Annotated in this window: 21 protein-coding genes; 17 read left to right on the top strand and 4 right to left on the bottom strand. The window is 51.0% G+C overall.

What is annotated here, in order from left to right:
- Positions 1–7 precede the first annotated feature (7 nt).
- The 16 genes from H7A02_00320 (at position 8) to hisF (ending at position 13,754) form a co-directional block, all read left to right on the top strand.
- Positions 8–1,174, top strand: a complete 1,167-nt coding sequence (locus H7A02_00320; protein ID MCP5170698.1) for an acyl-CoA dehydrogenase family protein — start codon at positions 8–10, stop codon at positions 1,172–1,174.
- Positions 1,175–1,248: 74 nt separating this feature from the next.
- The gene (locus H7A02_00325; protein MCP5170699.1) at positions 1,249–2,025 is read left to right on the top strand and encodes an enoyl-CoA hydratase; all 777 of its coding nucleotides are present in this window, start codon (positions 1,249–1,251) and stop codon (positions 2,023–2,025) included.
- A 72-nt stretch (positions 2,026–2,097) separates the two neighbouring features.
- The gene (locus H7A02_00330) at positions 2,098–3,210 is read left to right on the top strand and encodes an enoyl-CoA hydratase/isomerase family protein (GenBank protein MCP5170700.1); all 1,113 of its coding nucleotides are present in this window, start codon (positions 2,098–2,100) and stop codon (positions 3,208–3,210) included.
- Positions 3,211–3,271: 61 nt separating this feature from the next.
- Positions 3,272–4,183 carry a 3-hydroxyisobutyrate dehydrogenase gene (mmsB, locus tag H7A02_00335; protein ID MCP5170701.1) on the top strand — a complete coding sequence of 304 codons (912 nt, stop codon included), beginning with the start codon at positions 3,272–3,274 and terminating at the stop codon, positions 4,181–4,183.
- A 204-nt stretch (positions 4,184–4,387) separates the two neighbouring features.
- Positions 4,388–5,647, top strand: coding sequence for a serine hydroxymethyltransferase (locus tag H7A02_00340; protein MCP5170702.1), 1,260 nt, complete (start codon positions 4,388–4,390; stop codon positions 5,645–5,647).
- A gap of 161 nt (positions 5,648–5,808) precedes the next feature.
- Positions 5,809–6,282: a transcriptional regulator NrdR gene (nrdR, locus tag H7A02_00345; protein MCP5170703.1), complete on the top strand. Its 474-nt coding sequence runs from the start codon at positions 5,809–5,811 to the stop codon at positions 6,280–6,282.
- 3 nt (positions 6,283–6,285) lie between these two features.
- Complete coding sequence (ribD, locus tag H7A02_00350) at positions 6,286–7,383, top strand: bifunctional diaminohydroxyphosphoribosylaminopyrimidine deaminase/5-amino-6-(5-phosphoribosylamino)uracil reductase RibD (protein ID MCP5170704.1); 1,098 nt, start codon at positions 6,286–6,288, stop codon at positions 7,381–7,383.
- A gap of 14 nt (positions 7,384–7,397) precedes the next feature.
- Positions 7,398–8,006: a riboflavin synthase gene (locus tag H7A02_00355; protein ID MCP5170705.1), complete on the top strand. Its 609-nt coding sequence runs from the start codon at positions 7,398–7,400 to the stop codon at positions 8,004–8,006.
- Positions 8,007–8,040: 34 nt separating this feature from the next.
- Positions 8,041–9,150: a 3,4-dihydroxy-2-butanone-4-phosphate synthase gene (gene ribB / locus H7A02_00360; protein MCP5170706.1), complete on the top strand. Its 1,110-nt coding sequence runs from the start codon at positions 8,041–8,043 to the stop codon at positions 9,148–9,150.
- Positions 9,151–9,177: 27 nt separating this feature from the next.
- Positions 9,178–9,660, top strand: coding sequence for a 6,7-dimethyl-8-ribityllumazine synthase (locus H7A02_00365; protein ID MCP5170707.1), 483 nt, complete (start codon positions 9,178–9,180; stop codon positions 9,658–9,660).
- Between the two features lie 9 nt (positions 9,661–9,669).
- Positions 9,670–10,107 (top strand): transcription antitermination factor NusB, encoded by a 438-nt coding sequence (gene nusB, locus H7A02_00370; GenBank protein MCP5170708.1) that lies wholly within the window; start codon positions 9,670–9,672, stop codon positions 10,105–10,107.
- Positions 10,108–10,131: 24 nt separating this feature from the next.
- The gene (thiL, locus tag H7A02_00375; protein MCP5170709.1) at positions 10,132–11,094 is read left to right on the top strand and encodes a thiamine-phosphate kinase; all 963 of its coding nucleotides are present in this window, start codon (positions 10,132–10,134) and stop codon (positions 11,092–11,094) included.
- Between the two features lie 27 nt (positions 11,095–11,121).
- Positions 11,122–11,595 carry a phosphatidylglycerophosphatase A gene (locus H7A02_00380; GenBank protein MCP5170710.1) on the top strand — a complete coding sequence of 158 codons (474 nt, stop codon included), beginning with the start codon at positions 11,122–11,124 and terminating at the stop codon, positions 11,593–11,595.
- Positions 11,595–12,260 (top strand): TIGR02281 family clan AA aspartic protease, encoded by a 666-nt coding sequence (locus tag H7A02_00385; protein ID MCP5170711.1) that lies wholly within the window; start codon positions 11,595–11,597, stop codon positions 12,258–12,260. Before H7A02_00380 ends, H7A02_00385 begins: the two co-directional genes overlap by 1 nt.
- Before the next feature lie 98 nt (positions 12,261–12,358).
- On the top strand, positions 12,359–12,961 hold the full coding sequence (ribA, locus tag H7A02_00390; GenBank protein MCP5170712.1) for a GTP cyclohydrolase II: 603 nt from the start codon (positions 12,359–12,361) through the stop codon (positions 12,959–12,961).
- A 19-nt stretch (positions 12,962–12,980) separates the two neighbouring features.
- Positions 12,981–13,754 carry an imidazole glycerol phosphate synthase subunit HisF gene (hisF, locus tag H7A02_00395; protein MCP5170713.1) on the top strand — a complete coding sequence of 258 codons (774 nt, stop codon included), beginning with the start codon at positions 12,981–12,983 and terminating at the stop codon, positions 13,752–13,754.
- A gap of 66 nt (positions 13,755–13,820) precedes the next feature.
- Here the strand turns inward: hisF and H7A02_00400 are convergent, their stop codons facing one another.
- From H7A02_00400 to H7A02_00415, 4 genes are all read right to left on the bottom strand, one after another.
- Positions 13,821–14,051 carry a hypothetical protein gene (locus tag H7A02_00400; protein ID MCP5170714.1) on the bottom strand — a complete coding sequence of 77 codons (231 nt, stop codon included), beginning with the start codon at positions 14,049–14,051 and terminating at the stop codon, positions 13,821–13,823.
- Between the two features lie 138 nt (positions 14,052–14,189).
- Positions 14,190–15,491, bottom strand: coding sequence for a S41 family peptidase (locus H7A02_00405; GenBank protein MCP5170715.1), 1,302 nt, complete (start codon positions 15,489–15,491; stop codon positions 14,190–14,192).
- A 76-nt stretch (positions 15,492–15,567) separates the two neighbouring features.
- A complete protein-coding gene (locus tag H7A02_00410; GenBank protein ID MCP5170716.1) occupies positions 15,568–16,707 on the bottom strand; it encodes a peptidoglycan DD-metalloendopeptidase family protein in 1,140 nt (379 codons plus the stop codon).
- A 16-nt stretch (positions 16,708–16,723) separates the two neighbouring features.
- Positions 16,724–18,256, bottom strand: a complete 1,533-nt coding sequence (locus tag H7A02_00415; protein ID MCP5170717.1) for a 2,3-bisphosphoglycerate-independent phosphoglycerate mutase — start codon at positions 18,254–18,256, stop codon at positions 16,724–16,726.
- A gap of 239 nt (positions 18,257–18,495) precedes the next feature.
- Between H7A02_00415 and H7A02_00420 the strand changes: the two genes are divergently transcribed.
- Positions 18,496–18,906, top strand: a complete 411-nt coding sequence (locus tag H7A02_00420; GenBank protein MCP5170718.1) for a rhodanese-like domain-containing protein — start codon at positions 18,496–18,498, stop codon at positions 18,904–18,906.
- Positions 18,907–18,909 lie beyond the last annotated feature (3 nt).

The following is an 18,909-nucleotide window of genomic DNA, read 5'->3' on the forward strand; positions in this document are numbered from 1 at the left end:
ATTGCCGATGGATTTTAGTCTGAACGACGAACAGGCGGCCTTTCAGGAGGCTGCCCGCGCCTTTGCTGAGGGCGAGATGGCCCCCAACGCTGCCGAGTGGGATGAAAAGAAAATTTTTCCCGTCGATGTGCTACGGGCAGCGGGCGAAATGGGGTTTTGTGGTATGTATTGCCCCGAGGAACATGGTGGAATGGGGCTTTCCCGCCTTGATGCCGCCATTATTCTGGAAGAGCTGGCGGCCGGTTGTACGTCGACTGCGGCATTTATTTCTATTCACAATATGGCCGCCTGGATGGTGTGCACCTGGGGAACGGGTGCGGTTAAAGAGCAATGGTGTGGCGAGCTGACATCCGGTCAGAAACTAGCCTCTTATTGCCTCACCGAACCTGGCGCAGGTAGTGACGCGGGGTCGCTGCGTACCAGTGCTGTTCTCGATGGTGATGAGTACGTCATTAACGGCAGCAAAATGTTTATTTCCGGTGCCGGTTCTACCGATCTGCTGGTTGTGATGGCTCGTACCGGTAGCCAACAGGATGGTGCCAGAGGTATCTCGGCATTTGCCATTCCTGCCGATCTGCCAGGCATTCATTACGGCAAGAATGAAGACAAAATGGGCTGGAACAGTCAGCCCACCCGCGCGATTACCTTTGAAGACGTGCGTATTCCCGCCGATCACTTGATGGGGGAAGAGGGCGAGGGTTTTAAAATTGCCATGAAAGGTATTGATGGTGGTCGCATCAATATTGCAACCTGCTCCGTCGGTGCGGCGCAAGCCACCATTAATCATTCTCAAAAATACATGCTGGAACGCAAGCAGTTTGGTCAGGCCTTGGCTGATTTTCAGGCTTTGCAGTTCAAGTTGGCGGATATGGTTACAGATCTGGTTGCCGCCCGGCAGATGGTGCGTCTGGCGGCCTCCAAGCTGGATAATGGTGATGCGGATAAAACGACCTACTGTGCAATGGCAAAACGCTTTGCTACCGATATCGGTTTTCAGGTCTGTAATGAAGCGATTCAGCTGCATGGTGGTTATGGTTATATCAAGGAGTACCCAATTGAGCGCCATTTTCGTGATGCTCGTGTGCACCAGATTCTTGAAGGCACCAATGAGGTTATGCGAGTCATTGTTGCCCGCCGGATACTGCAGGAAGGTGCAGTGGATGTTATTCGTTAGGTTTTCTTCGGGTGGTTGAGTCCTGACAGTGAATGCATTGTCAGGAAAGATGACAGACATGTAAGGAGCAGCTCATGAGCGATTTGCTAAAATTTGAAAAACGTGGCCATACGGCGATTATTACCATGAACAATCCGCCGGCCAACACATGGACACCAGAAAGTCTCAAGCATCTAGAAAACCTGGTTGCTGAGTTAAATGAAGATAAAGATAACTATGCGCTGGTGATTGCCAGTGAAAGCGAAAAGTTCTTCTGTGCGGGTGCTGACCTGAACCGTTTTAATCACGATGACAAAGGTAAATCATTTGAGTTTGCCCAAGCCTTTGGTTCGGCCTTTGAAGCATTGGCTTCCTATAAGGGTGTTTCTATTGCGGCTATTACCGGTTTTGCCATGGGTGGTGGCCTGGAAGTTGCGTTGAGTTGCGATGTTCGAATTTGTGAAGAGCAAGCCCAAATGGCTTTGCCTGAAGCTGCGGTTGGTTTATTGCCTTGTGGTTTGGGTTCGCAGCAGTTGAGTTGGTTGGTTGGCGAGCAGTGGGCCAAGCGCATGATACTGCTCGGTGAACGTTTGAAAGCTGATCAGGCTGAAAAAATTGGTTTGGTAAGTGAAGTTGTGCCGACCGGGGCGGGCCTTGAAAAAGCAATAGAGCTGGCGGAAAAAGCCGCCAAGCAGTCCCCCACTTCTGTTCGCTTCTGTAAGGAATTGATCATGGAGGCTCGCGGTGGTGACATCAATAGCGCCTACACCAAAGAGCGTGAATTATTTGTGAAGCTTTGGGATACGCAAGACCAGAAAGAAGGTGTCGGTGCTTTTGTTGAAAAGCGTAAGCCGGAGTGGAAAAACGCCTGATCCCGTTTGGGGGTTGTTAGATACGTGTCTCCTTGCAAAATGTAGAAACAAGACAGGTAGGTTGAGGAATTAATGACAGATCAAGTCGTAACAGAAGATGTCGTCCTGTTTGAAGAGATTCCTTCAGGCAATGGCAAGAAAATCGCGGTAGCGACACTGAATGCGGAAAAAGCGCTGAACTCTCTCAGTCTTGAGATGGTTCGGTTGCTGCATCCACAGCTCAATGTCTGGGCAGATGACGATAGTATCGCCTGTGTGATTTTGCAGGGTGCGGGAGATAAAGCCTTTTGTGCCGGCGGCGATATTGTGCAGCTCTATCACGGCATGAAGGACGCTACCGACTATCCGGAAACCTTTTTTGCCGAAGAATATCGGCTCGACTATGCCATTCATACTTACAGCAAGCCTCTGGTTGTCTGGGGTAACGGTGTTGTTATGGGCGGCGGACTCGGTTTAATGAGTGGTGGTAGTCATCGCGTTGTTACCGAGACCACGCGGATGGCGATGCCGGAAGTTACTATCGGATTGTACCCGGATGTCGGCGGCACCTGGTTTTTGAATCACGCGCCGGGTAATACCGGCCTGTTTCTTGGCCTGACGGGAGCATCCATCAACGCCGCTGATGCTATTTATGTAGGCTTGGCAGACAGTTTTGTCACCCATGATCAGCGCCAGGCGGTGATCGATGCATTGGCAGCGATTGCCTGGTCGGAAAATGCCCACGACCAGGTTGCTGAGGTGATTGCCGAATTTGAAAGCAAGTCTTCGGGAGCCAAACCTGCTGGCCAGGTGGAAGCGCACTACGATTATATCCAGCAGAGCACTGACTATTCATCGGTGCCGGAAGTTGTTGCGGCAATAACCGGTTACGATGGTGATGACAAATGGTTGGTAAATGCAGCAAAGGGGATGGCTCAAGGCTGTCCCGCCACCATTTATCTGGTTTGGGAGCAGTTACAGCGCGGCAAGGGTATGTCCCTGAACGATATTTTTAAAATGGAAATGATTATTTCAGCGAATTGTGCCCGTATTGGTAATTTCCAGGAAGGTGTGCGGGCGCTGCTGATTGAAAAGGACAGAGATCCGAAATTTAAACCGGCGACGGTCGCGGAAGTAACACCGGAGTTTGTGGAGCAGCACTTCACTCCACCCTGGGATGGCGAACACCCTCTGGCAGAACTGTAATAGCGTTTGTATTTGCGGACAATAACATCCGAGTAATTTAAAGATTGATCAGGAGTAGACCATGGCACAGAAAGTAGCTTTTGTTGGCTTGGGTAATATGGGAGGAGGAATGGCCATAAACCTGGTAAAAGCCGGGTTTGAGGTACATGCTTTTGATTTGTCACCCGCAGCTTTGCAGCATGCAGTAGACGGCGGCTGTCATGCAGCCAGTACTGCCGTAGAGGCAATTGATGGTGCCGATTTTATTATCACCATGCTGCCAAACGGTCACATTGTTGAAAGTGTGATGATTGATAACGACAAGCTGCTGGACCACGTGGGAAGTAGTGCGCTGATCATTGACTGTTCAACGGTGGCGCCACAAAATTCTCGCCGCGTCGCTGAAGAAGCCCAAAAGCGCGGGCTGAAGTTTGTTGATGCGCCGGTTTCAGGCGGTGTTGCGGCTGCGGCTGCGGGAACCCTGGCTTTTATGTGCGGCGGTCCGGTTGAAGATGTTGAGCAGGCAAAAACTGTTCTGAGCGCAATGGGTAACAACGTGTTTCGCGCTGGCGACCACGGTGCCGGGTCAGTAGCAAAAATCTGTAACAATATGTTATTGGCCATTCACATGGCTGGTACTGCGGAGGCGCTTCAGCTGGGCATTGATAATGGCCTCGATCCGGCTGCACTCAGTGAAATTATGTTGAAAAGCTCGGGTTGCAACTGGTCGCTGGAAAAATACAACCCTTGCCCGGGAGTGATGGATGGCGTGCCGTCCAGCAACAACTATCAGGGCGGATTTATGGTCAAGCTGATGCAAAAGGATCTGGGGTTGGCTCAACAGGCAGCAAGCGGCAGTGGTTCTTACACGCCAATGGGACAGCTGGCTGCAGACCTTTACGCAGAGCACAGTCAGGGCTCGCAGGTGGATGGCCGCAATAATGCGGATATCGACTTTGCCAGTATCATGCAGTTGTTTGCCAGCAAGAAATAACGGTTTAATTATTGCAGAATCTGCGCCCGGCCTGATGCCGGGCGTGTAGTTTTCACGACCGTTCCATCAATGCCTGGTTGTTAAAGATTGGTGGCGAATTGCTGATCATATTTTCGCCAGTAGGCATGGAGACTGCTCTGCTGTTCGTGTAGAATTCGCGCTTCATTTTCACCTAACATCCACCACTCAGTCAGATTTGAAATCATGTTTGATAAAGACTTAACTATCGCAGCGTTTGATCCCGAAGTATGGCGGGCCATACAGCAGGAAGAGACCCGTCAGGAAGAGCATATTGAGCTTATTGCCTCCGAGAATTACACCAGCCCGATGGTGATGGCGGCGCAAGGTACCAAGTTGACCAACAAGTATGCAGAAGGGTATCCACACAAGCGTTATTACGGCGGTTGTGAATTTGTGGATAAAACGGAAGAGCTGGCGATTGAGCGTGTGAAAGCGTTGTTTGGCGCCAATTTTGCCAATGTGCAACCACACTCGGGTTCTCAGGCGAACAGTGCAGTTTATCAGGCGTTGATGCTGCCAGGCGAAACGGTGTTGGGTATGAGTCTGGATGCAGGTGGTCACCTGACTCATGGCGCGAAACCCAATTTTTCCGGCAAAATCTATCGTGCTGTTCAATACGGTGTTAATACTGATACCGGTTTGATTGATTACAGTGAAGTTGAGTCTCTGGCTCTTGAACACAAGCCGAAGATGATTGTCGCCGGATTTTCTGCATATTCTCAGGTTATCGACTGGGGCCGGTTCCGCGAGATAGCGGATAAAGTGGGTGCCTATTTAATGGTTGATATGGCGCATGTGGCAGGCCTGATCGCGGCGGGCGTGTACCCTAATCCTGTGCCATTTGCGGATGTTGTGACATCGACTACTCACAAAACCCTGCGTGGCCCGCGTGGTGGCCTGATCGTTTGCAATGACGAAGAGATTGCCAAAAAAATCAATTCAGCTGTTTTTCCGGGTGGCCAGGGTGGCCCTTTGTGTCATGTGATTGCAGCCAAAGCCGTTGCCTTTAAAGAAGCCATGAGCGATGAGTTCAAAGTCTATCAGCAGCGGGTAATAGAAAATGCCAAGGCGATGGCGTCAACATTTGTTGAGCGCGGACTTGATATTGTTTCCGGCGGTACGGAAAACCATTTGATGCTCGTTAATCTGATTGGCAAGGAATATACCGGCAAAGATGCTGATGCCGCTCTGGGGGAGGCTTATATCACGGTGAATAAAAATGCGGTGCCGAATGATCCTCGTTCGCCATTTGTCACCTCCGGATTAAGAGTTGGAACTCCGGCCATCACGACACGTGGTTTTGGGGTTGCTGAAACCGTACAGCTGACGCACTGGATTTGCGATGTGCTTGATAGCTTGGAAAACGGAACATCTGGAACAGTTATTCCTGATGTGAAAGCGAAAGTGCTGGAGATCTGTGCCCGATTCCCGGTTTATGCCTGATCGGCAGTGACGGGTTTATTGAGGAATACTTCCAGAGCCCCGCCCAGGCGGGGCTTTTTATTAAGCCGTGGCATCTTTAATGCGCTCAGTGGGTGTGCGGGGAGTGCGGCCAAAATATGGTAATATACGCGTCCTGTTTTTGATGCCCCCAGGGGTTGAGCATGCATTGTCCTTTTTGTAGCACAGATGATACCAAGGTGATTGACTCACGACTGGTTGCTGAGGGTGGTCAGGTGCGTCGCCGTCGGGAATGCCTTTCCTGTAAGGAACGCTTTACTACCTACGAAATGGCTGAACTGTTAATGCCTCGGGTGATTAAAAGTGATGGCACCCGCGAGCCATTCGATGAAGCAAAAATGCGTGCTGGGTTGCAACGTGCGCTGGAAAAACGCCCGGTGAGCGTGGAAGAAGTGGAAGCCGCCATTACCCAGATTAAGCATTTCCTGCAAGCGACGGGAGAACGCGAGATTCCTTCCCGGTTGCTGGGTGAAGAGGTAATGAAAAGGTTGCGTGAGCTGGACGAAGTTGCCTATGTCCGGTTTGCTTCGGTATACCGCAGCTTTCAGGATATCAGTGAGTTTCGTGCTGAGCTGGACAAGCTCGAAAGCACGCCTGCGGCCGCCAAGAACACCTGAATAATGCTGACTGCTTTTGACAATCGGATGATGTCTCATGCTTTGAGGCTCGCTGCGAAAGGGCGTTATACCGCGCGGCCTAACCCCTGTGTGGGTTGTGTGGTAGTCAAAGGCGCCGATATTGTCGGTGAAGGTTGGCACCGAAAGGCCGGTGGACCCCATGCTGAAGTTAATGCTTTGCATGCAGCGGGAGATCGAGCCTCAGGTAGTACGGTATATGTCACACTGGAGCCATGCAGTCATTATGGCCGCACGCCGCCCTGCGCTGACGCGTTGATTAGTGCAGGTGTGCTGCGCGTAGTCTACGCTATGGAAGACCCTAATCCGCGGGTATCGGGTGCCGGGCTGGAGAAACTGCGCAGTGCTGGTATTGAAGTAGTGGGGCCTTTGCAGGAGGAGCAGGCGGAATCCCTGAATAAAGGATTTGTGAAGCGTCAGCGTCGCGGGCTACCCTGGGTGACGGTGAAATTGGCCATGAGTCTGGATGGCCGTACAGCAATGGCGAGCGGCGAAAGCCAGTGGATAACCGGGTCAGATGCCCGGCGTGATGTACAAAGACTCAGAGCCCGCCATGCAGCAATCATCACCGGTGTTGGCTCAGTGCTGCAGGATAACCCCGCCATGACGGTTCGGGCTGACGAACTGGGCCTGGAACGAATACTGGCTGATGAGCTTGTGCAGCGGCAACCGCTGAGGGTGTTAGTTGATAGTCGACTGAGAACACCCGCATCGGCAAGAATATTCGCCCAACCCGGTTCAGTGCTCATGGCGAGTGCCGCAGAAGGTGTGCGGGAAAATGCTGAAGTGATTTGTTTGCCAAGAGACGGACGCGTTGACTTGGAAGCGCTGCTGAAAGAGCTGGCAATGCGGGACTGTAACGATGTCCTGGTTGAGGCAGGTGCAGGGTTGGCGGGTGCGTTTATGGAGGCTGGACTGGTTGATGAATTGGTGGTCTACATGGCGGCAAAGCTGTTGGGAAGCCACGGCCGACCATTGCTTGAATTGCCCTTTCAGGAAATGGCCCAGCAAGTGCCTTTGATCATTACGGATTTACGGGCTGTCGGTGACGATTGGCGGATAACAGCTGCGTTGCAGCGTTGAGATTGAGGTTTTGCATGTTTACCGGAATTATTGAAGCTGTTGGTGAAGTGGCTGCCTGTGAAACGCGTGAGGGTGACGTGCGGTTGCGGATCAAAGCTGATCAACTGGATCTGGCGGACATTTCGTTGGGTGATAGCATTGCCACCAGCGGCGTTTGTCTGACAGTGGTTGAATTGCCAGGTGATGGCTACGTTGCAGATGTCTCTGTTGAGAGTCTTGCTCTGACCACTATTGGCGAGTGGCGTGTTGGCACCAGAGTAAATCTGGAAAAAGCAATGGCGGCTACTGCTCGTTTTGGTGGTCATATGGTATCGGGGCATGTAGATGGGGTAGGTGAAGTGGTAAGCCGCCACCCGGAAGCTCGATCTGAACGCTTCAGGCTGCGAGCCCCGGATCATCTGGCCAGGTATATTGCCCATAAAGGCTCGATTACGGTCGATGGCACCAGTCTGACAGTCAACAGGGTTGAAGGTGCTGAATTCGAGTTAAATATTGTTCCTCACACGTTGGAAAACACCGTAATGGGAACGTATCAGTCGGGCAGCAAAGTGAATCTTGAAGTGGATTTGGTTGCCAGGTACCTGGAGCGGTTGCTTCAGGGGGACGCCGCAGCCAACGTCTGAAAGTAATTGTGGAAAACAATCATTAAGAGAAGTTATGCAACTGAATACCGTTGAAGAGTTAATCGAGGACATTCGGCAGGGCCGGATGGTGATTCTGATGGACGATGAGGATCGCGAAAATGAAGGCGATCTGGTGATGCCCGCGGAAATGGTGCGTCCGGAAGATATCAATTTTATGGCGACCCATGCCAGAGGATTGATCTGCCTAACGCTTACCGAAGAGCGCTGCAAGCGGTTGAACCTGCCATTGATGGTGGATGATAATGCAGCGAGCCACGGCACCAACTTCACGGTTTCCATCGAGGCTGCGCAAGGTGTGACAACAGGGATTTCTGCGGCAGACCGGGCCAGAACCATCCAGTCTGCTGTGGCGAGAAATGCACAGCCAAGTGATATTGTGCAACCCGGCCATATCTTTCCGCTTAAGGCGCAATCCGGTGGTGTGTTATGCCGTGCCGGGCATACTGAGGCCGGATGTGATTTATCTCGCATGGCAGGGTTTGAGGCGGCATCGGTAATCGTCGAAATCATGAATGATGATGGCACTATGGCGCGCCGTGAAGATCTGGAAGCCTTTGCGAAAAAGCACCAGCTGAAGATTGGCACGATCGCAGACCTGATTCACTACCGTGTTCTTCACGAAAAGACCGTGGAGTGTATCACTGAGCGTGAAGTGAGTACTCGCTACGGCGAATTCACCCTTAAAACCTATCTCGACAATATCCGGCAGGAAAAGCACTTTGTGCTTTCCCAGGGCGATATTGCCAATGGTGAGCCGGTGCTGGTTCGGGTGCATCTCTCCAATAGCGCCAGGGATGTACTGGCTCTGGAGAGTGAAGAGGGCTACAAGAGCTGGACCATGCACAAGGCTTTGAGAACCGTAGCCAATGAAGGCCGCGGTGTTGTGGTGCTCATCTTTTCGCCGGAAACGGCAAACGATGTCGAGCACGAGATAGAAGCATTTCTTGGCGGCTTGCAAAGAGCGCCGAGCGCGGCTGAACAGGTATATCAACAGATTGGTACGGGTTCCCAAATACTCCGGGATCTGGGTGTAACCAAAATGCGCTTGATGAGTGCGCCCTTTAAATTTAGTGCCATTTCCGGTTTTGATCTGGAAGTGGTTGAGTATATTGCCTGTGATTGACAGGCGAATAGTAACTGGTACTGAAAAATGAGTGAATTTCGACCTGTGGAAGGCAGTTTTGATGCCGGTGACGCCCGCTTTGCGATTGTGGTGGCTCGCTGGAATGGGGAGATTACGGAAGGGCTGTTGCGAGGTGCGTTGCGAGCTTTGGTTCGGCATGGCGTGCCTGAGAAGGCAGTGACAGTTGTGCGAGTGCCTGGCGCATTCGAGCTTCCGTCAGCCGCAAAGAAAATAACGGAAACCGGAAAATTCTCGGCAGTGATTTGCTTAGGTTGTGTTATCCGTGGCGGCACGCCACATTTTGAATATGTCTGTGGTGAATGTGCCCGCGGCATTGGTGAAGTGGCATTGCAAACGGGTCTGCCCGTTGCCTTTGGAGTTTTGACAACAGAAGACTTGCAACAGGCGTTGGACCGTTCTGGCGATAATGAAGAAAACAAGGGTGAGGAAGCGGCGTTGACGGTTCTTGAAATGGTTAATCTGTATTGTCAGATACCGGAACTGATCTAGGAGTATAGCGTGTCATTACCCTCACAGCGTCGACGAGCTCGCCACTTACTGGTTCAGGCTCTTTATCAATGGCAGCTATCGGGTTCGAGTGTCATTGCCATTGAAGCCGAATTTTATACTGATAACGACATGTCAAAAGTGGATACGGAATATTTTGGCGAACTGTTGCACGGCATTCCCAAAAAGCTGGGTGACATTGATGGTGCCTATAGCTGTCACCTGGACAGGGATGCTGATGATCTGGATCCTGTATCCACAGCGCTCTTGCGGATAGGTTGCTATGAATTACTCTACCGGGTGGATGTGCCTTATAAAGTAGTGATCAATGAAGCGGTCAATCTGGCTAAAAAGTTTGGTCCTACGGACACTTATAAATATATCAATGGTATTTTGGACAAGGTTGCAACCAGCAGCCGAGCGGTAGAAATTAAGGCTGCCAGAGCTTAGCTTCGCAGCTGAACGATTATACTCATGAACGAATTCTCCCTTATCGAGCGTTACTTTTCAGGAGCTCAACACGGTGAGTCCGTGGTTGCCGGTGTCGGAGATGACGGTGCAATTCTCCAGGTAGGAACCGATAAGCAACTTGTTACCAGTATTGATACTCTGGTTTCAGGGGTGCACTTTCCCCAGGATGCCGCACCAAATGATATTGCCCGGCGGGCATTAAGAACCAACTTGAGTGATCTTGCTGCGATGGGAGCCAGCCCTTTGGGGTTTACCCTCGCGCTTACCATCCCCGGTGTTAAAGAGGATTGGCTGGCACCATTCAGTTCAGCTTTGCTGGAAGATGCCGCGACTTTTTCCTGCCCTTTGGTAGGGGGGGATACCACGGCCGGCCTGCTGACCATCAGCATTGCTGTTTTCGGAGCGGTCCCTGCCGGGCAGGCGCTAATGCGTTCGGGGGCAAAGCCGGGAGACCATATTTACGTAACGGGAACGCTGGGTGATGCGGCCGCTGCGCTGTCACTCATCAAGCATCTTAATGTTGATCTGCAGAGAATAAGTGAGTACTTGCTATCGCGTTTTTATCAACCTATTCCAAGGTTGCAGGAAGGAGTGAGGTTGCGCGGTATCGCCTCTTCTGCTCTGGATGTATCCGACGGCTTGTTGGCTGACCTAGGTCATATTACATGTCAGAGTGGTGTAGGGGCTGAAATATTCTTGCACAAACTGCCATTGTCAGCAGCACTGAAGTCGATTATTCGTGAGGATGCGCAAGTGATTCAATGGGCATTGACCGGTGGAGATGACTACGAGCTTTGTTTTACTGTGCCCGAAAAGCAGGTGGATATCGTTGAAGCCATGATCTCTTTGGGTGAGTTGGAGGCCTCTGCTATTGGACACATTGTTGAAGGTGATTCGGTTGTTTGTATCGGTCGACAGGGAGAGGTGTTGAATTGCGACGTAGGAGGCTATCAGCATTTTTGCTGAGTGTGATTTTATGATTCAGGAGTATTTGTGAACCCCGGTTTTTCTCAACTGTTGCGTAATCCGGTGCAATTACTGGCATTCGGGTTTGGCAGCGGGTTGTCACCAAAAGCGCCCGGTACAGCGGGTACGATGGTGGGTATCCTGTTTTTACCTCTGCTCACACAGCTCTCGTTGTTGGAATACCTGGGTGTTGTACTGCTGATGGCTTTGCTGGGAATTTATCTCTGTGGTAAAACGGCAAAGTTATTGGGGGTGCACGATCACAGCGGAATTGTCTGGGATGAAATGGTGGGGCTCTGGTTGTCAATGACGGCCATCCCCTTTAGCTGGTCCTGGGTGCTGGCTGCATTCCTGCTGTTCCGGTTATTTGATATTTGGAAACCTTGGCCAATCGGTTACCTTGATAAACATGTACATGGAGGTGTGGGCATTATGCTGGATGATATCGTGGCGGGCTTTATGGCCTGGTTAATCCTTTTTTCGGTAGCAAAATGGTGGTGATGATGAAGCCCGTTTTGCTTAACAGCTTTTTGAGGATGATGGCATTATTGGTTCCACTTAGTGTATCCGGCACGGTATGTTCCGCACCCGAATTACGAGTCGACGGCCTGTTTAACGGACGTGCACTGATAACTATCGATGGTGAATCGATATTATTGAAGGCGGGAGAGGCAGGACATCAAGGTGTTAAGCTGATAAGCAGTGACAGCAAGCAGGCGGTGCTGGAAGTGAATGGAAAAAAGCTCTCGCTAGGTGTTTCTGAACATATCGCTGCCAGCTATTCAGAAGCTCAATTGGCAGAGGTTAGTTTGCTGAGTGGTCATAATGGCCATTATTACGTCGATGGTTTTGTTAATGGCCGACCAGTGAATTTCCTCGTTGATACGGGAGCCAGTGTTGTTGCCATGAATATGCATGTGGCCAAGAGGCTGGGTATAAATTATCGCAACGGGGCAGAAGTGATGATGCGCACTGCCAGCGGGCTTGCCAAAGCTTATGAGGTCAGCCTCGACAAATTGACAATAGGTAGTATCACCCAATATAAAGTCAGAGGTGTTGTCCATATCGGAGACTTCCCTGACATTACCTTATTGGGGAACAGCTTCCTTAGCAACGTTGAAATGTCAGAAGAGCAGGGTGTGATGATTCTGCGCCAGAAGTATTAACCGAATGGCTCATGACCGGCTTTACTCACCGGTGTTCCCCGCTACAATACACGCCCCACTCTTGGGGTATTTGAATTATATGGCTTTCGGAGTTCCTGGTGACACTACGTTTTGTTGAAAAATCACTTTTGCCCACCCAATGGGGGGTGTTTCATCTTCATGGTTTCGAAGAGGACGATACCGGAAAGGAGCACGTTGCAATTTCAATGGGCGAGCCTGGCGAGGGCGATGAGGCAGTGCTCGTGCGGGTGCACTCAGAGTGCCTGACGGGTGATGCGCTGGGCAGTCTGCGCTGTGACTGTGGTTCGCAGTTGCAAGAGGCGATGCGCCAGATAGCCGAGTGTGGCAGGGGGGCACTCCTTTATTTGCGTCAGGAAGGGCGGGGTATAGGCCTTCTGAACAAGATCAGGGCATACCACCTCCAGGATCAGGGTGCTGATACCGTCGAGGCAAATGAGCAGCTGGGCTTTGGTGCTGACTTGAGAGATTACAGTGGTTGTCTGGCGATGCTGCAACACCTCAATATCAATCGGGTGAAACTGTTAACCAACAACCCCCGCAAAGTTACAGCGCTCGAGGCTCTGGGTGTTGATGTTGCTGAACGCATTTCTCTGGAAACCGGTCGCAATTCGCACAATGCCAAATATCTGGCAACCAAGGCCGGTAAGTTGGGCCATCTGTTTGACCCCTCTGAAAATTGAGAAATTACTGGGAGCCGAAATGAGCCTGGCGAAACGCATAATTCCCTGTCTGGATGTGGACAATGGTCGAGTGGTGAAGGGTGTCCAGTTTGTGGACATTCGAGATGCCGGAGACCCGGTTGAGGTCGCAAAGCGCTACAACGAGCAGGGGGCTGATGAAATTACGTTTCTGGATATCACCGCCAGTCATGAAGATCGCGACACAATGGTCCACATTGTCGAGCGGATGGCGAGTGAGGTGTTTATACCGCTTACTGTGGGTGGCGGTGTACGAACAATTGAGGACATTCGGGCATTGCTCAATGCCGGTGCGGATAAGGTCAGCATTAATTCCGCGGCTGTTAAAAATCCTGACTTTGTCAAGGAAGCGGCTGAACGGTTTGGTTCGCAGTGCATTGTGGTTGCCATTGATGCCAAGCAAGTCAGTGCTGAGGGTGAGTCGTATCGCTGGGAAATCTTTACCCACGGAGGGCGCAACCCCACCGGTATTGACGCTGTTGCCTGGGCAAGAAAGATGGCCGATTACGGTGCTGGCGAGATTCTGTTAACGAGTATGGATCGTGATGGCACCAAAGATGGTTTTAATTTGCTTTTGACCCGAGCAATCAGCGAGGCAGTGGATGTGCCGGTCATTGCTTCAGGCGGTGTGGGTAATCTGCAGCATTTGGTTGATGGTGTTGTGGAAGGCAAAGCCGATGCGGTATTGGCGGCCAGTATCTTTCATTTTGGAGAGTATACGATTCCCGAGGCAAAGGCTTATATGCAGCGTGCAGGAGTTGAAGTCAGGGTATGAACAGAAAAAAGAGTAGCGGGCAGAAAACTGTCGAGGCTGTTTACAGCCTCGAATAAGGTGGACCTTTTAGCCGGCGTATCGGGTTCCGGGGGTAAAAAATTCCAGAGCCTGAGGGTCGGCTTTCTCAGCGAATTCGATGTAGTCTTTAACAGCTTTTTCAGCGCAGTTCTTTGAATCAAACGGGCCTACAGCTGCGCCCTCTCTTGTGGCAAAAAACCAGAAGTGATGCAACTGAAAGAAGCGGTCGCTTCTCAATTGCGAGGACGTTACATTTTCGCCTTTTCTCAATGCACCCATAATTGCATACCTTAACTGCTTTTGATTCCTTTGTTTTTGTTAGACCTAAAGCACTTCGGATTATTCATCAAAAACAGCAAAAAAGCACTTTTTTGAATGAAAAAAGAGGAAATCAAAGGGTTGTTGTCACCCTTCTCTCTATAATTGTGACTCAGTTCTCACTTTTGGCTGCCTTAACCAGTTGGCTGCTTTCAGCAGGTTGAGGGCCTCAAGTAACTGATGGTCATCGGCCAGTCTGCTGGTCTGGTCCGTTTTGGTGGCGTGTTCCTGGTCGTTGTCGAGATGCCCTGCCAGGTTTTTTTCCTTGAGGGACAGGGATGAGTCCAGATAGCGCAGCTCTGCATCCGGAATCCGGATGTCGGGGGCAATGCCTTCGGCCTGGATCGATCGACCATTAGGGGTAAAGTAGCGGGCTGTTGTAAGCTTTATCGCGCGGCCTTCGGATATGGGCAGTACTGTCTGCACGGACCCTTTACCAAAGCTGGTGGTCCCTACAACCAGTGCCCGGCGATGGTCTTGCAGTGCCCCTGCTACAATTTCGGCCGCCGAAGCAGAACCGCTGTTGATGATAACAACGATGGGGAGACCGCTGAGTATATCGCCGGGCTTTGCAGTATGGCGAATATTTGCTGCGCCAAGGCGCCCCTTGGTAAAGACGATCAGACCTTCTTCAAGAATTGCGTCAGCAACCTCAATAGAGGCGCCGAGCAGCCCGCCTGGATTATTACGCAAATCAAGCACGATACCTTTGAGAAGGGGGCTGTCTTTCTTTAACGATGTCAGGCTTTCGATAAACTGTTCGCCGGTGTGTTCTTGAAACTGTGAGATGCGGACATATCCATAGTCTGGTTCAAGCATGTCATTGCGAACACTGCGAACCTTGATAATGGCCCTGACCAACTCTATTTCCAGAGGCTTTTCTTCGCCTGCCCTGATGATAGTCAGCTGTATAGAATCGCCAGCTTCACCTTTCATCAGGCCTACTGCTTCCTGCAGGTTCATGCCCTGCACTGCCTGATCATCCAGTTTGATAATTAAGTCGCCTGCCTTGATACCCGCTTTTGCTGCGGGGGTATCGTCAATAGGTGAAATGACCTTCACCAGTCCGTTTTCCATTGCCACCTCTATGCCGAGGCCGCCGAACTCTCCGGTGGAGTGTTCCTGTAAACTATCGAAGGCGTCCTGATCGAGGTAAGTGGAGTGGGGGTCCAGTTCTGCCAGCATGCCGATAATGGCATTTTTCAGCAGCGTTTTGTCATCAATTTCTTCCACATAGGCTTGTCGGATTTGGTCGAAAACCTGTGTAAAGGTCCGCAGTTCTTCCAATGGCAGCTGACTTTTGACAGGGTTAGCAGAAGGTGCCGGGTTTTCCGCTTGCACCGAGGCGCTCCATTGGAGCGCGGCAGCCAAAAGAAGTAATGCGGGAAAGAGGGTTTTCATAAATATTCCTTTAATCGAGGTGTCAGCAGTTTAGTTGTGACCTCTAAAGTATAAAAGCTGTTCCCTGATGCAGCTGTCAGCTTTTTGCAAGCCACTTCCTGGGATCGGTTGGCTTGCCATTCTGACGAATTTCGAAGTAGAGCGCATGCTCTTTTTGGCCCCCGGTGTTTCCAACTCTGGCAATGGTCTCGCCGGTGGTTACCCAGTCTCCTGCTTCCTTCAGTAATACTTGATTATGTGCGTACAGGCTCATGTAGCCATCACCATGATCAACAATAATCAGTAATCCATGGCCGCGCAGATAGTCAGAGAATACGACACGGCCATGATGAATGCTGTGAATGCCCGAGCCTTCCGGTGCGCTTAATAGCCAGCCCTCCCATTTCATTTCGGTATTTCTAAGGCTGCCATAACTGTGCCTGAGTTTGCCTTTTACCGGCCAGTGCAGGTTTCCCCTCTGCTTGGCAAAAGGGCGGGAGTCAGTCGGCACCCGAATATCGCCTATCGCCTCTTCGAGAGCAGACAGAACCTGTTCCAGATGAGCCCGCTCCCGCTGGAGGTTTTTCAAGTGTTGCTGTTTGGTGAGAATTTGCTGATCAAGCTTTGCCATAACCTGAAGACGCTGCGTCTTGCGAGAACTGAGGGTGTCATTCCGGTTTTGTAGCTGTTGCCGCTGTACTGTGATCTTATCGGTCTTCTGCTTGATAGATGTTTCTGTTTCCGCAAGCGCATGCAGTGTGGATATATAGCTGTTGAGTTTGTTGGCCCGGGCCTGCAGGAAATAGCTATAGTATTTGAGTGTGCGAGAGAACAGTGCGGGATCTTCCTGATTCAACAGCAGTTTTACCGGCTCTTCCTTGCCGAGACGATAGGCGGCGTTAACCTGGCTGTAGATCAGGCGCTGCTGGCTGCGGCTTTGACTTTGCAGTTCAGCCCTCTGTGTGCCGAGCTGCTTCAGGTCAGCTTCCAGCTGATTCAGTTGGGACTTTAATTGGGAGATCTCTCTCTGGAGAGATGCGCTTTCGGTTTCGAGCGCTCTCAGTTCTTCAGCGAGACTATTCTTTTGTCCGGTGGCATCCTTCAATGAGCGTTCGAGCTTTCGAATATCGGCACTGACGGCTTTTAATTTTTCCCTGTCCTGTTGCTCACCGGCAAAGCCGGTGGTGCAGAGGAGCAGCAATAATAAGCACAGTAGAGGAACCTCGGCTTTGATCATGAAGAGCAGCCCGGAATTATTTGATCAGTGATCGCCCTGTCATCTCTTCAGGCTGAGGCAAACCCATAAGCGTTAACATGGTCGGCGCAACGTCGGCGAGAATACCCCCCTCATCCAGCGTAATATCCTTTTCCCCAACATAAATTAATGGCACAGGCAAAGTGGTGTGTTGTGTGTGTAGTTGTCCCGAGACTTCATCAAACATTTGCTCAACGTTACCGTGATCTGCAGTGATCAGGCATTCGCCACCTGCTTTTTTCAGTGCATCCACAATTTTGCCCAGGCACTCATCAACGATCTCTACTGCTTTTACCGCCGCTTCAAAAATACCGGTATGGCCAACCTGATCACAGTTGGCGTAATTACAGATAATCGTGTCGTATTTTCCGCTTTCAATAGCGGCAACCAGTTTGTCGGTGACCTCATAGGCACTCATTTCCGGCTTCTGGTCGTAAGTTGTCACTTTGGGGGAGGGTATCAGTATTCGATCTTCGCCGGGGTAAAGCTCTTCCTGCCCGCCGCTGAAGAAAAATGTGACATGTGCATATTTCTCTGTTTCGGCAATGCGCAACTGCGTTTTGTTCTGGTGGCTGAGGTATTCTCCCAGCGAATTTTTCAGGCTTTCCGGAGGGAAAGCGCAGCCGGTGTGGATATCAGAGGCATACTCTGTTGTCATGATAAAGTCCGCCAGTCTGGGGCGGGTGGCGCGTTCAAAACCGGCAAAGCTCTCGGTTACGAAGGCATGGCTTAACTGGCGGGCGCGGTCTGGCCGGAAATTCATGAACAGTACAGTGTCACCGTCATTAATGGTGACGGGCATCTGATTGTCATCACAGATGGTGGTAGGTTTGACGAATTCGTCATTCTCTCCACGCTGATAAGCAGCCTGTAATCCATCGACTGCATTTTTCGCAGTGAACTCTGCCTTACCTTGGGTGAGTAGGTTGTAGGCGGCTTCAACTCTGTCCCAGCGGTTATCTCTGTCCATAGCATAGAAGCGACCACAAATACTGGCGATGTGGCCTGCCCCCAATTCTGCCAGTTTACGTGAGGCTTTCACCAGTGATGCTTCTGCGCTGCGTGGCGGCGTGTCGCGGCCGTCCAGAAAGGCGTGCAGAAATATTTTTCTGGCGCCCCTGCCCACTGCCAGCTCGGCCATAGCCAGCATATGATCTTCATGGCTGTGTACGCCGCCTGGAGACAGGAGGCCGAGAATGTGTACTGCCTTGTTATTTCCAACAGCCTGGTCAATGGCATTGCAGTAAGTCGGATTTTCAAAAAAATCACCGTCGGAGATTGCTTTGTTGATTCGGGTGAAGTTCTGATAAACCACACGGCCAGCACCGAGCGTCATATGGCCCACTTCACTGTTGCCCATTTGACCTTCCGGCAACCCTACTGCCAGACCAGAGGTATCAATCAGCGTATGAGGGCGCTCGGCCCAAAGGTGGTCTCTGATCGGGGTTTTGGCAGCGTGGATAGCGTTGTGCTCGGTGTTGTCACGATGGCCCCAGCCATCCAGAATCAGTAGTGCAAGTGGTTTTTTCATGTTATTCATAAATCGTTGGAGGTAGGTCAAAAAAGCGCTTTTCAGGGAAAGCGGCAATGGTCTGCGAATCTTACCGGTATTGCTCATAAAGTGCTATTGCGGAGTCCCCCGACGGGGGGAGTTGGCGGTTTCTTAAATTGTTGCCTTGCGTGTATACTTGCGCGCTTTATTTGATTTGAGATTGACGCTCGCTTTTAGATAAGTCGCGACAAAACCGAAAACGTTATTGAGGCTCAAACGTGGAATTTTTTACTTTTATCAGCGAACAGTGGGTGTTGGTTAGTATTCTGTTGGTGCTGGTGTACGTGTTTGCATTTACAGAGCGTATAAAAAGCGGCAAGCCGCTTTCCAGTCATGAATTGACTCGCATGCTGAATGCTGACGAGGCGGTATTGCTGGATGTGCGCGAGTCGAAAGATTTCAAGGAAGGGCACATAGTTGGCGCCATTCATATCCCGTTCAACAAGATCAAGGAAAACTCAGCGGAGTTGAATAACCACAAGAATAAAGTGATTGTGATCGCAGATAAACTCGGTCAGCATGCTGGCGCAGCTGGACGTATTCTGAAACAGCAAGGTTTCCAGGTGCGCCGTTTAAGTGGTGGCATGGCAGAGTGGAAAAACCAGAATTTGCCTGTTGTAAAAGATTAAGAG

It is taken from the genome of Pseudomonadales bacterium (assembly GCA_024234435.1).
Lineage (GTDB): Bacteria > Pseudomonadota > Gammaproteobacteria > Pseudomonadales > Porticoccaceae > JACKOF01.